The following is a 13,194-nucleotide window of genomic DNA, read 5'->3' as shown; positions in this document are numbered from 1 at the left end:
CCTCGTGATGACGACTCTGCGAATCGAACATGACGCGTTCGGCCCCGTGTCCATACCGGCCGACCGCTACTGGGGCGCGCAAACCCAACGGGCGCTGGAGGTCTTCGGCGGTAAGCAGCCGTTCCCCGCCAGCCTGATCCGCGCCTTTGGCCAACAAAAACGTGCGTGTGCGCGTGCCAATGCACGCCTCGGCGTATTGGCGCCGGCCCTGGCGCAAGCGATCGAACAGGCCGCCGAAGCACTGGCCAAAGGCGACCTTGACCAGCATTTCCCGCTGTCGATCTGGCAAACCGGCTCCGGCACCCAGACCAACATGAACGCCAATGAGGTGATCGCCAACTGCGCCAACCTCACCCTCGGCGGCGAACTGGGCAGCAAGTCGCCGGTGCACCCCAACGACCATGTGAACCGTTCACAGTCGTCCAACGACAGCTTCCCCACGGTGATGCACCTGACCACTGTGCTGGAACTGCGCGGTCGACTGCTGCCTGTGCTGGGCCATCTGCGTGATGCGCTCGATAACAAAGCCGACGCCTGGCAGGAGGTGCTTAAAATCGGCCGTACCCACCTGATGGATGCGGTGCCCATGAGCCAAGGCCAGGCATTTGGCGCGTTTGCCCAGCAAATCCAGCACGGCATCGCGCGCATCGAAGCGTGCATGCCGCGCCTGCGCCTGCTGCCCCAAGGGGGGACAGCGGTGGGCACTGGACTGAATACACCGGCGGGTTTTGACCTGGCGTTCTGCGAGGAAATCAGCCGACTCACTGGCGAACGCTTCGAAACCAACCCGTGCAAGTTCGAAGGCATGGGCACCCACGATGCCTTGGTAGAAGCCTCTGGGGCATTGAACGTGGTGTTCGCCGCGACGGTCACGGCCATCGGCGTGCTGCCGGCAGAAGGCCTGGCGCTGCTGTTCGGCGTGTACCGCTTCATGTCGATGGCCATTGCCACCTGCAACACCATCGGCAATAGCGTCGCGACGGTGGTGGTGTCGAAATGGTCCGGGGAGTTCTCCCAACAGACTGCCCAGGATGAATACCAACGCGTGCTCGGGCGTGCTGCCGGCGCTGCGCTTTAACGGAGCCTCGTGATGACGACTCTGCGAATCGAACATGACGCGTTCGGCCCCGTGTCCATACCGGCCGACCGCTACTGGGGCGCGCAAACCCAACGGGCGCTGGAGGTCTTCGGCGGTAAGCAGCCGTTCCCCGCCAGCCTGATCCGCGCCTTTGGCCAACAAAAACGTGCGTGTGCGCGTGCCAATGCACGCCTCGGCGTATTGGCGCCGGCCCTGGCGCAAGCGATCGAACAGGCCGCCGAAGCACTGGCCAAAGGCGACCTTGACCAGCATTTCCCGCTGTCGATCTGGCAAACCGGCTCCGGCACCCAGACCAACATGAACGCCAATGAGGTGATCGCCAACTGCGCCAACCTCACCCTCGGCGGCGAACTGGGCAGCAAGTCGCCGGTGCACCCCAACGACCATGTGAACCGTTCACAGTCGTCCAACGACAGCTTCCCCACGGTGATGCACCTGACCACTGTGCTGGAACTGCGCGGTCGACTGCTGCCTGTGCTGGGCCATCTGCGTGATGCGCTCGATAACAAAGCCGACGCCTGGCAGGAGGTGCTTAAAATCGGCCGTACCCACCTGATGGATGCGGTGCCCATGAGCCAAGGCCAGGCATTTGGCGCGTTTGCCCAGCAAATCCAGCACGGCATCGCGCGCATCGAAGCGTGCATGCCGCGCCTGCGCCTGCTGCCCCAAGGGGGGACAGCGGTGGGCACTGGACTGAATACACCGGCGGGTTTTGACCTGGCGTTCTGCGAGGAAATCAGCCGACTCACTGGCGAACGCTTCGAAACCAACCCGTGCAAGTTCGAAGGCATGGGCACCCACGATGCCTTGGTAGAAGCCTCTGGGGCATTGAATGTGCTCGCCGTGTCACTGACCAAGATCGCCAATGACATCCGCCTGCTTGGCTCGGGGCCGCGCTGCGGCCTGGGTGAATTGATCGTGCCCGACGACGGCCTGACCTCTTCGATCATGCCCGGCAAACGCAACCCGACCATCGCCGAAGTGCTGGTGCAGGCGGCGATGCAGGTGATCGGCAACCACACCACCATCACCCTGGCGGGGGCTTCCAGCACCTTCGAATTGAACGTGGCCAAGCCGGTATTGATCCACAACCTGCTGCACTCGATCGAGGTACTCAGCGACTGCGCCAGCCTGTTCACCCACAAGCTGCTGGGCGGCCTGGAAGTGAACCGCCGGCGCCTGGCGCACAATGTGGAGCACTCATTATTGATGGCGACCGCACTGAACCCGGTGCTGGGCTATGACCGCGTGGCGCAGATCACCCGTAAGGCCGCGGACGAGGGCCTGTCACCCAAGGACGCGGCGGTGCAACTAGGGCTGATAACCGCCGAAGATTATGAGCGACAGGTGCGGCCGGAAAGGATGATCACACCCAGCGACGACTGAACGTTGCCCGACAGGACGTTCAGTCCGACACCCCCGCAAGGCGCTCTACCTGAGCATGAAAAGTCATAACTCCAATGTTTGGACTGTATCGCGTCCAATCAGCCTGTCCGGTAGATCGCTGTCGGTAACGGAGTCCAACTGACGGTTGAACTCCGGCCGGCTAAGGATCTCCCGGGCCAGCAGGGTCATCCTATCGTTCACGGGATTGCCGTCCATCGTCTGGCTTGCTACTTCACGTAATGATTGCTGGCTGATTTTGTCATTGGCGTTGGGAGCGAAGTAGTCAAAGTTATTACCCAGCTCTTTCGCCAAATCAGCGTTTGTGGCACCTCTCAACTCACGAAAAACCTCACCACTCTGCGGGCTCATGCCTTCGCCTTGCGACGATGCGGACATGCTGCCGAATGCCTGCGGGCGATAGTACTCGTCATAGGTGTTTTCAACACGTTGGCGCTGCATGGAACCGGTGTACCTTCCGGCCCAACTCTGCATGGACGGTGTCTCTTGGGATTGGTAGTAATCAACCACCCTGTTCGCGTCCCCCTGGCTGATCAGCCCGTCTTCAAGGCCACTGTGGTTGATTGCATCGAGCAAATGACTCATTTCAGGACGGCTGAGAATCTCGTTGGCCAGCAGTGTCATCCGGTCTTCTACCGGGTTACCGGTCAACGGACGATTGGCAGCGTCCTCAAGGACTGCACGTGTGACAAAGCCGGACGGGCCCTGGAAGTAGCTGAAGTTATCGGCAAAATCCCGTGCAACCGTGGTATTCGAAGGCGCGCGATAGTCCCCCGGTGAATGATTCATTGCGGGCTGGTTGAACGCTCCGACGTTATTAATGGGGCGCTCATATTGCGCAGGGTAAGCCTGCGAAAATGACGGTGCAGTGCTCGGCTCTCCGGCCCTGGACTGCTGGCCGGCAGACGCGTCATCGCTCGTGTAGTAATCAACGAGCTGTTCAACGTTTTCACGGTCAACTAGACCGTCGTGTATACCGCGCTCATTCAACTTATCCAACTTGCGGTTCACGTCCGGGCGATTAAGGATTTCGCCTGCCAATAGCGTCATATTGTCGTCGACGGAATGACCGGTCAGCGGACGAGCCGCCACTTCACGGAGTCTGGCCTGGTCCACGAAGCCGGTCTTGGTATTGACGAAGTAATCAAAGTTATTCCCAAACGTCTTTACCAGATTCAAATTTGAAGTGTTCTTGTATTTGTCCTCCCGCGAGGTGGGTTGCCCGTCAAGATCAGGCCTATTGAAACTGAGTGGGTAATTTTGACCGTATTGAGTATTTACCATGGCAACACCTCAGGGAGTAGATGCATCACAGCCGACCAACGTTCGGCTGGACAGTTTGTCGACATCCATCTGTGGCCACACAAAGAGCAACGGTTCCAGTAAAACATAGGTTAAAACCAGCACTTACGAAGCGGCAACCCAACCTGCATTCACACCGATAAGTACCGGCTGATCATCGCCTCATCCACTCGGTCGCGGGTCTCTTCAATCACAAACCGCCCCTTCTCGATCACCAGAAAACGGTCCGCGATGTCCAGGGTAAACGACAGCACCTGCTCCGACACCACAATGGTCAAATCGCGCAGGTTACGGATTTCCTTCAGCGTGCGGGCAATGTCCTTGATGATCGACGGCTGGATACCCTCTGTCGGCTCATCCAACAACAACACTTTGGGGTTGGTCGCCAGCGCCCGGGCTATCGCCAGTTGTTGTTGCTGCCCGCCAGACAGGTTACCGCCCTTTCGCGACTGCATGTCGTGGAGCACCGGAAACAGCGCATACAAGTCTTCCGGCACTTTGCCGCGTGCCGATGCCGGCAAGCCGGTCTGAATATTTTCCAGCACGGTCATACTCGGGAAAATCATGCGGCCCTGGGGCACATAGGCGATCCCCCGCGCGACCCGTTCATGGGTTTCCAGCGCCGAGACATCCTGCCCATCCACGCTGACTTGGCCCTGCCACTGCGGCAGGATGCCCATCAGGCTCTTGAACAACGTGGTCTTACCCATGCCGTTGCGGCCCATCACCGCGACAATCTCGCGCTTGGCGACATTCAGGTTCAAGTCATGGAGAATCTGGCTCTGCCCGTAGCCGCAGGACAACTGGTCGATCTTGAACATGCGCGGCTCCTCAGTGGCCCAAATACACTTCGATAACTTTCGGGTTGCTTTGCACCGATGCCATGCTGCCCTCGGCCAACACTTTGCCCTGGTGCAGCACCGTGACCTTGTGGGCGATGCTTTTGACGAACTCCATGTCGTGCTCGATCACCAGCACCGAACGGCCCTGGCTGATGCGGTTGAGCAGCTCGGCGGTTTGCGCGCGCTCATTGACGCTCATGCCAGCCACCGGTTCATCGAGCATCAGCAACTCGGGGTCCTGCATCAGTAGCATGCCGATCTCCAGCCACTGCTTCTGGCCGTGGGACAGCAGGTCGGCCTGTTGTTGCAGCAGGTCGCCGAGAAAGATCTCCCGCGCCACCTCCTCCACCCGGGCGATCACCTGGGCGTTGCGCTTGAAGAACAGCGCGCCCCATACCTTGCGACCGGCCGGGTAAGACATCTCCAGGTTCTCGAACACCGTGAGGTTTTCGTAGATCGACGGGTTCTGGAACTTGCGGCCCACGCCGGCACGCACAATGTTGTACTCGCGCATGTTGGTCAGCTCCTGGCCATCGAACTGGATGCTGCCGCTGGTGGCGCGGGTTTTGCCGCAGATCAGGTCAAGCACGGTGGTCTTGCCGGCGCCGTTTGGGCCGATCACCACGCGCACTTCATTGCGGTCGATGTACAGGTTAAGGTTGTCGACCGCCTTGAAGCCGTCGAACGACACGGTGAGGCCTTCAATGGCCAGCACCGGTTTTTTCATTTCAAAGCCGACGGCGGTCATGGCTGGGTCTCCAGGATTTTGCTTGTGGCCTTGGGTGTTAACGGTGCGTTCACCGGGGTCGCCGCTACAGGTTTACGCCGCAACATTTTCGCCAGTGCCTGACGCCCATGGCTGTCCCACAAACCGGCGAGGCCGTTGGGGAAGTACATCACCACCGCGATAAACAGCCCGCCCATCAGGTACAACCACAACTCGGGGAAGGACTCGGAAAAGTAAGTCTTGCCGTAGTTCACCAGCAACGCGCCATACACTGCACCGAGCAGTGACATGCGCCCGCCCACCGCCGCAAAGATCACCATCTCGATCGACGGCACGATGCCCACGAACGACGGCGACATAAAGCCCACCTGCAAGGCAAACATCGCCCCGCCAATCGCCGAGAACGCGGCGGCCACGCAGAACACGAAGATCTTGAAGCTGGCCACGTCATACCCGGAGAAACGCACGCGTTCTTCCTTGTCGCGCATCGCCATCAGCAACCGGCCGAGCTTGGAAGCAAGGATGAAGCGGCCAATGAAGATGCAGCCGAACAGCAACCCGGCGTTGATGAAGTACAGGATCATCTTCGCGCTGTCGGTGCGCAGGTCCCAGCCAAGCAGGGTCTTGAGGTCGGTGATGCCGTTGACGCCACCGGTCAGGCCTTGTTGGCCGACGATCAGCACCGTGAGGATCAGCGCAATCGCCTGGGTGACGATGGAGAAATACACATCGCCCACGCGCCGCTTGAACAGCGCCATACCGATGATGAACGCCAGCAGCACCGGCACCGCAATCACCGCCGCCAAGGTGAAGCTGAAACTGTGGAACGGCTGCCACAGCCACGGCAGCTCGGTGATCTGGTTCCAATCCATGAAGTCCGGAATGCCCGGTGTGGACTGGATCTTGGTGCTTTCGGGGTCCGAGGCTTCCAGTTTGAGGAACATTGCCATGCAGTAGCCGCCGACGCCAAAGAACACGCCCTGCCCCAGGCTGAGGATGCCGCCATAGCCCCAGCACAACACCAGGCCCACCGCGACAAACGCATAGGTCAGGTATTTGCCGACCATGTTCAGGCGGAACGCATCCAGGGTCAGGGGGAATACCACCAGGATCAACAGCGCCAGCAACACGATGCCGATCAGGTTTTGCTGGCCGCCCAGCAGCTTGTCTAAAGCCTTCATCCGCTCGCCTCTACTTGCGCACTTTGATGGAGAACAACCCTTGCGGGCGCAGCATCAGGATCAGAATCACCGAGGACAAGGTGAGTACCTTGGCCATCGAGCCACTGAGGAAAAACTCCGACAGCGATTGGGTCTGGGCAATCACGAAAGCCGAAGCGATGGTGCCGAACAGGCTCTGCGCGCCGCCGAAGACCACCACCAGGAAGGTGTCGACGATGTACTGCGAGCCCGCCGTCGGCCCGGTGGAGCCGATGGTGGTGAACGCCGCGCCGGCCACCCCGGCGACGCCGCAGCCCAAGGCGAAGGTCATGCGGTCGACCTTGCGCGTATTAATGCCCACCGCGCGGCTCATCAGGCGGTTCTGCACCGTGGCGCGCACTTGCAGGCCCCAACGCGAGCGGTAGAGCATCAGGAAGATCGCGGCGGTGAGCAGCAGGGTCAGGGCCATCATGAACAGGCCATTGCGCGGGATCTCGATGGCATCGGTGAAATTCACCGAGCCCATCAACCAGGCCGGTGGTTCAGCGCTGACCTCACGGGCGCCGAACACCGAGCGGAAGGTCTGCTGCATCACCAGCGACAGCCCCCAGGTGGCGAGCAAAGTGTCCAGCGGGCGCTTGTACAAGCGGCTGATCATCGCCCACTCCACCAGCCAGCCAATCGCACCGGCCACCAGGAATGACAGGGCAATGGCGAAGAAGAAGTAATAGGGTTGAAAGCCCGGCGCAAAGTGCGCCGTGAGGCTGGAACACACGTAGGTGGTGTACGCGCCGATGGTCAGGAACTCACCGTGGGCCATGTTGATCACACCCATCTGGCCAAAGATGATCGCCAGCCCCAATGCCATCAGCAACAGCACGCAGAACACGGACAAGCCGTTGAACCCCTGCATCGCCGCGATGGCTCCAAATTCCGATAGCCATTCCATGATGATGGTCTCCTGAGCGCCAGGTTGAATTGCAATCTGCTTCCGCTTTAGGTGGGAGCGGGCTTGCTCGCGAATGAGGTGGATCAGTCAATACACCGGCGAATGACACTCCGCATTCGCGAGCAAGCCCGCTCCCACACTTAGGTCAGCGTCAAGACCGGGGTTATTGGTAGCCTTTGGGAAACGGATTCGGCTCGATCAGATCCGACTCGTAGATCACCTTGAACTGACCGTTGGGCTGCACTTCACCGATGCGCGACTTGCTCCATAGGTGATGGTTCTCGTGAATCTTCACGTAGCCTTCCGGCGCGGTTTTCAGCTCGATGCCAGGCGACGCGGCCACAACTTTATCCACGTCGAAACTGCCGGCCTTCTCCACCGCCGCTTTCCACAGCCACGGCCCCAGATAGGCCGCCTGGGTCACGTCGCCGATCACTGCGTCCTTGCCGTATTTGGCCTTGAAGGCCTCGACGAAGGCTTTGTTGTTGGGGTTATCCAGACTCTGGAAGTACTTCATGGAGGCATAGAAACCGGCCATGTTTTCACCGCCGATGCCGAGCAGTTCGTCCTCGGTGACCGACAGGGTCAGCAGGGTCTGCTTGGCCGAATTAACGCCCGCCGCGTTGAGTTGTTTGTAGAACGCCACGTTGGACCCACCCACCACCGCCGCAAACACCACATCAGGCTTTTTCAGCTTGACCTTGTTGATCAGCGAACCGAACTGGGTGTTGCCCAGCGGGTAGTAGTCTTCGCCGACCACGGTGCCGTGCAGGACGTTTTCGATGTGCTTGCGCGCAATCTTCATCGACGTGCGCGGCCAGATGTAGTCGGAGCCGACCAGGTAGAAGGTCTTGGCGCCCTTGGTCTTGGCGATCCAGTCGAGGCTGGCGAGAATTTGCTGGGTGGCTTCCTGCCCGGTGTAGATCACGTTTTTCGACTGTTCCAGGCCTTCATAGAAGGTCGGGTAGTAGAGCAGGCCGTTTTCCTTTTCGAAGATCGGTAGTACGGCTTTGCGCGAGGCCGAGGTCCAGCAGCCGAACACGGCGGCGACCTTGTCGTTGACCAGCAGCTTCTTGGCTTTTTCGGCGAAGGTCGGCCAATCGGAGGCGCCGTCTTCCTGGATCACCTTGATCTGCCGTCCGAGGATCCCGCCAGAGGCATTGATCTGTTCGATGGCCAAGCGTTCGGCCTGGATCGAACCGGTTTCGGAAATCGCCATGGTGCCGGTGGCGGAGTGCAACTGGCCGACGGTGACTTCGGTCGGGGTCACGGCGAGGCCTTCGTTATCGGCCAGCACGCCCTGGCTGAACAGAGCGGCCGCCAGCAATGACAGGGCCAACAGCGGTGTGGAGCGGATCAATCGTGGTGCCATGGGGCGACTCCTCTGCAATGAGGAGTCCAGCATGGCGGCAGAGGACTGGGGCGGGTATACGCAGCCTGACGTAACGGCGTACGTCATTTGACGTATGCCACTGCGCACCATTTTCGAGCAGGATCCCGCCCGCCCTGACAGCACCGATCAATGTGGGAGCTGGCTTGCCTGCGATGGCGGTGTATCAACCGACTTCCCCATGCCTGACCCACCGCCATCGCAGGCAAGCCAGCTCCCACATTTTGAATCGGGGCATGGAACTTGCTCATTAACACCCGCCCTCTTTCCGGAGTCTCCCGCCGTGCACCCTCCTTCCGGCACCCAGCGCATCGTCAAGATCCGCCGCGACTACAACACCTGGGTCGCCGACGAGACCATGGAAGACTACGCCCTGCGCTACACCCCCAAGTCCTTCCGCAAGTGGTCGGAGCTGCGCATTGCCAACACCGCACTCGGCGCGGTGTCGTTCCTGGCGCTGGAGGCCATCGGCGGCGTGCTGGCCTTGAACTACGGTTTTACCAACACCTTCTGGGCGATCCTCGCCATCAGCGTGGTGATCTTCCTCACCGGCCTGCCCATCAGCTATTACGCCGCGCGCTACGGCGTGGACATGGACCTGCTCACCCGTGGCGCCGGCTTCGGCTATATCGGTTCCACCATCACCTCGCTGATCTACGCCAGCTTCACTTTCCTGTTCTTCGCCCTGGAAGCGGCGATCATGGCGCTGGCACTGGAGCTGTATTTCCATATCCCGCTGGCCCTGGCCTATGTGATCTGCTCGCTGCTGGTGATCCCGCTGGTGGCGTACGGCGTGACGCTGATCAGCCGCCTGCAACTGTGGACGCAACCGATCTGGCTGTTGTTGCTGGTGCTGCCGTATGGCTTTGTGGGGTGGAAGAACCCCGACGCCTTCAGCGACTGGACCAGCTTTGTCGGACGCAGCGGTGACGGCGGCGGCTTCAACCTGTTGGCGTTCTGCGCCGCCTGCACGGTGGCGTTGTCGCTGGTGACGCAGATCGGTGAACAGGTGGATTATCTGCGGTTCCTGCCGGAAAAAACTGCTGCCAACCGCAAGCGCTGGTGGGCCGCCCTGCTCTGCGCCGGCCCCGGCTGGATCATCCCCGGCGCTTTGAAGATGTTCGCCGGGGCGTTCCTGGCGTTTCTCGCGCTGCAACATGAAATCCCCATGGAACGCGCTGCCGAGCCGACCCAGATGTACCTGGTTGCGTTCCGCTACGTGTTCAGTTCGCCGGAATGGGCGCTCGGCGCCATGGTGCTGTTCGTGATCATTTCGCAAATGAAGATCAACCTGACCAATGCCTACGCGGGCTCCCTGGCCTGGTCGAACTTTTTCGCCCGCGTGACCCACAGCCACCCCGGTCGCGTGGTGTGGCTGGTGTTCAATGTGGCCATCGCGCTGATGTTGATGGAGTTGGGCGTGTTCGACGTCATCGACCAGGTGCTGGGGCTCTACGCCAATATCGCGATCGCGTGGATCGGCACGCTGGTGGCGGACCTGGTGATCAATAAGCCATTGGGCCTGTCGCCCCGGCACATCGAGTTCAAGCGCGCGCACCTCTACGATATCAACCCGGTGGGCGTCGGCTCGATGCTGATTGCGTCGTTGCTGTCGATCCTCGCCCACTTCGGCCTGTTCGGCGCCCTGGCCCAGGCGGCACCGCCCTTCGTGGCCCTGAGCACGGCGCTGGTGATGGCGCCGCTGCTGGCCTGGCTGACCCAGGGCAAGTACTACATCGCCCGCACCAGCGACGTGCAGTTGATTCACCCGGTTGCCCCCGCGACCCACGCGGTGTGCGGGCTGTGCAGCAACCCGTTCGAGACCGCGGACATGGCGTTCTGTCCGGCCTACAGCACGCCGATCTGCTCACTGTGTTGCTCGCTGGATGCGCGCTGCGGTGATCGTTGCAAGCCCCACGCCCGCCTGGTCACCCAGTTCGAAGGCGTACTGCGCTGGCTGCTGCCCAACACGATGATGCCGCGCCTGCACACACGCCTGGCCCATTACCTGGGATTGTTGCTCGCCCTGGTGCTGATGCTGGCCGGCGCATTGGCGTTGATCTACGTACAGGCGGCCCAGGGCTTGCCCCATTCGGAAACCCTGTACCAGGCGTTCTTCAAGGCGTTCCTGACCCTCTCGGTCCTGGCCGCGGTGCTCGCCTGGTGGGTGGTGCTGACCCGCGAAAGCCGTGGCGTAGCCCAGGAGGAATCCGACCGCCAAACCCTGCTGCTGATGCAGGAAATCGACGCCCACAGCCTCACCGACCAGGCCCTGCAGCAAGCCAAGGAAGCCTCGGAAGCCGCGAATGCCGCCAAGAGCCGCTACGTCACTGGGCTGTCCCACGAACTGCGCACGCCGCTCAACAGCATCCTTGGCTTCACCCAGATTCTGCAGCGCGACAGCGCCATGCCCGAACAGCATCAGGATGCACTGGCGACCATCCTGCGCAGTGGTTCGCACTTGGTGTCATTGATCGACGGTTTGCTCGACGTGGCCAAGATCGAGGCCGGCAAGTTGCGCCTGGAACTCACCGAAATCCCCTTCCCCGAGCTGCTCCACGACCTGGAGCAGATGTTCACCCCGCAAGCTCACGACAAGGGTCTGCGTTTTCGCCTGGACTGCGTGGGCAAGATCCCGGCGGTGGTGCGCGGCGATGAAAAACGCGTGCGCCAGATCCTGATCAACCTGCTGGGCAACGCCGTGAACTTCACCGACAGCGGCGAAGTGCGCCTGCGGGTCAGTTATATGCGCGAGACCGCCAACTTCGAGATTATCGACACCGGCATCGGCATCGATCCTGGGCAGTTGGAGCGGATATTCCAGCCGTTCGAGCGCGGCGACCTGATGCGCCAGGACAACGGCGTGGGCCTGGGGCTGACTATCACGCGCATGCTGACTGCGTTGATGGGCGGCGAACTGCGAGTAACCAGCGAGCTGGACAAGGGCACCTGCTTCCAGGTGCGGCTGTTCCTGTCTCAGGTGCGCGCGCCGCAAGCGGTGGTGCATGTGGAGCACGACATCATCGGTTATCAAGGCGAGCGGCGGCGCATCCTGGTGGTGGATGACCATGTAGACCATCGCAAGGTGCTCAGCGGCATGCTCACGCCGCTGGGCTTCGAGGTGATCCAGGCCAGTAATGGCCAGGACGCGATCCGCCAGGTGGCGCTGCTGGCGCCGGACCTGATCCTGATGGACCTGTCGATGCCGACCCTGGATGGCTACGAAACCAGCCGCCTGATCCGCCGTAATGCGCTGTGCACCGCACCGATCATCGTGATCTCGGCCAACGCCTTTACCGACGACCGCGAACGCAGCATTGCCGCCGCTTGCAACGACTACCTGGCCAAGCCCGTGCGCACGCCGGAGCTGCTCGGGCGCCTGCAACAGCACCTGGACCTGCACTGGCTACGGCGCACCCAGCGCTCGATACCGCCACCGCCTCCCCGTGTGCTGCCCGGCGCCGAAGACCTGGCGGTACTCGCCGAACTCAGCGCCATCGGTTACGTGCGCGGCCTGCACGAAAAACTCGACACGATCCTTGCGCAGCAGCCCGACACCGAGCCTTTCATCAGCAAGGTACGCGGGCTGCTCAAGGGTTTTCGCCTGGATGAACTCAACCGCACCCTCAAGGAGGCCGAAGATGAATGCACTCACCCGCAGCACTGAACCCGGCGTTGTGCTGATCGTCGACGACACGCCGGATAACCTGGCGATGCTCTCTGACGCCCTCGACGACGCGGGCTATATGGTGCTGGTGGCCCTCGATGGCCTCAGCGCGTTGAACCGCGTACAACGCCGGCGCCCGGACCTGATCCTGCTGGACGCAATGATGCCCGGCCTGGACGGCTTCGAAACCTGCCGCCGGCTCAAGGCGCAACCCGCCAGTGCGGACATCCCGGTGGTGTTCATGACCGGGCTGACCGACACCAGGCACGTGGTGCAGGGTTTTGAAGTGGGTGGCAGTGACTACGTGACCAAGCCGATCCAGACCGACGAGGTACTGGCGCGGGTGGCGGCACATTTGCGCACGTCACGTATTTTGTTGTCGGCGCGGGAGGCGCAGCAGCCGAGTGTGTTGACGCTTGAAGATGAGCCGGCGCAGAGGCTGCTGTCAGCCCGGTTTCAGTTGACCGAGCGTGAGGTAGAGGTGCTGCGCTGGGTGGCGTGCGGGAAAACCAATCGGGATATCGGGGATATTCTGGGGTTGAGCCCGAGGACGGTAAACAAGCATCTGGAGCATGTGTATGTGAAGTTGGGCGTGGAGACCCGCACGGCGGCCACCTCAGTCGCCCTGGCCGCCATCTGAATGTGTGTGAGGCC

10 protein-coding genes are annotated in these 13,194 nt (G+C 61.2%); 4 read left to right on the top strand and 6 right to left on the bottom strand.

What is annotated here, in order from left to right:
* Positions 1–7: 7 nt before the first annotated feature.
* Both AB4N92_RS23695 and AB4N92_RS23690 read left to right on the top strand, forming a co-directional pair.
* The gene (locus tag AB4N92_RS23695) at positions 8–1,078 is read left to right on the top strand and encodes a cation:dicarboxylate symporter family transporter (RefSeq protein ID WP_460128397.1); all 1,071 of its coding nucleotides are present in this window, start codon (positions 8–10) and stop codon (positions 1,076–1,078) included.
* 12 nt (positions 1,079–1,090) lie between these two features.
* The gene (locus AB4N92_RS23690) at positions 1,091–2,485 is read left to right on the top strand and encodes a class II fumarate hydratase (protein ID WP_236266768.1); all 1,395 of its coding nucleotides are present in this window, start codon (positions 1,091–1,093) and stop codon (positions 2,483–2,485) included.
* Between the two features lie 63 nt (positions 2,486–2,548).
* On the opposite strand, the gene AB4N92_RS23685 is transcribed toward AB4N92_RS23690, so the two are convergent.
* The 6 genes from AB4N92_RS23685 to urtA all read right to left on the bottom strand — a co-directional run bounded on the left by AB4N92_RS23685 (position 2,549) and on the right by urtA (position 8,855).
* The gene (locus AB4N92_RS23685; RefSeq protein ID WP_052806507.1) at positions 2,549–3,787 is read right to left on the bottom strand and encodes a hypothetical protein; all 1,239 of its coding nucleotides are present in this window, start codon (positions 3,785–3,787) and stop codon (positions 2,549–2,551) included.
* 149 nt (positions 3,788–3,936) lie between these two features.
* A complete protein-coding gene (urtE, locus tag AB4N92_RS23680; protein WP_010211077.1) occupies positions 3,937–4,626 on the bottom strand; it encodes an urea ABC transporter ATP-binding subunit UrtE in 690 nt (229 codons plus the stop codon).
* A gap of 10 nt (positions 4,627–4,636) precedes the next feature.
* Positions 4,637–5,395 (bottom strand): urea ABC transporter ATP-binding protein UrtD, encoded by a 759-nt coding sequence (gene urtD, locus AB4N92_RS23675; protein WP_010211078.1) that lies wholly within the window; start codon positions 5,393–5,395, stop codon positions 4,637–4,639.
* Positions 5,392–6,555, bottom strand: a complete 1,164-nt coding sequence (urtC, locus tag AB4N92_RS23670; RefSeq protein WP_010211079.1) for an urea ABC transporter permease subunit UrtC — start codon at positions 6,553–6,555, stop codon at positions 5,392–5,394. The genes urtD and urtC overlap by 4 nt, the downstream gene beginning before the upstream one ends.
* A gap of 10 nt (positions 6,556–6,565) precedes the next feature.
* On the bottom strand, positions 6,566–7,483 hold the full coding sequence (gene urtB / locus AB4N92_RS23665) for an urea ABC transporter permease subunit UrtB (RefSeq protein ID WP_010211080.1): 918 nt from the start codon (positions 7,481–7,483) through the stop codon (positions 6,566–6,568).
* A gap of 163 nt (positions 7,484–7,646) precedes the next feature.
* Complete coding sequence (urtA, locus tag AB4N92_RS23660; protein ID WP_010211081.1) at positions 7,647–8,855, bottom strand: urea ABC transporter substrate-binding protein; 1,209 nt, start codon at positions 8,853–8,855, stop codon at positions 7,647–7,649.
* A gap of 301 nt (positions 8,856–9,156) precedes the next feature.
* Between urtA and AB4N92_RS23655 the strand changes: the two genes are divergently transcribed.
* Together AB4N92_RS23655 and AB4N92_RS23650 are read left to right on the top strand one after the other, a co-directional pair.
* The gene (locus tag AB4N92_RS23655) at positions 9,157–12,540 is read left to right on the top strand and encodes an ATP-binding protein (RefSeq protein WP_010211083.1); all 3,384 of its coding nucleotides are present in this window, start codon (positions 9,157–9,159) and stop codon (positions 12,538–12,540) included.
* Positions 12,515–13,180, top strand: coding sequence for a response regulator (locus AB4N92_RS23650; RefSeq protein WP_010211084.1), 666 nt, complete (start codon positions 12,515–12,517; stop codon positions 13,178–13,180). Before AB4N92_RS23655 ends, AB4N92_RS23650 begins: the two co-directional genes overlap by 26 nt.
* Positions 13,181–13,194: the final 14 nt, after the last annotated feature.

The sequence above is a fragment of the Pseudomonas sp. S3_A09 genome, assembly GCF_054668065.1.
The sequence above is the reverse complement of the archived record's forward strand: the minus strand, read 5'-3'. Positions and strand labels throughout refer to the sequence as shown.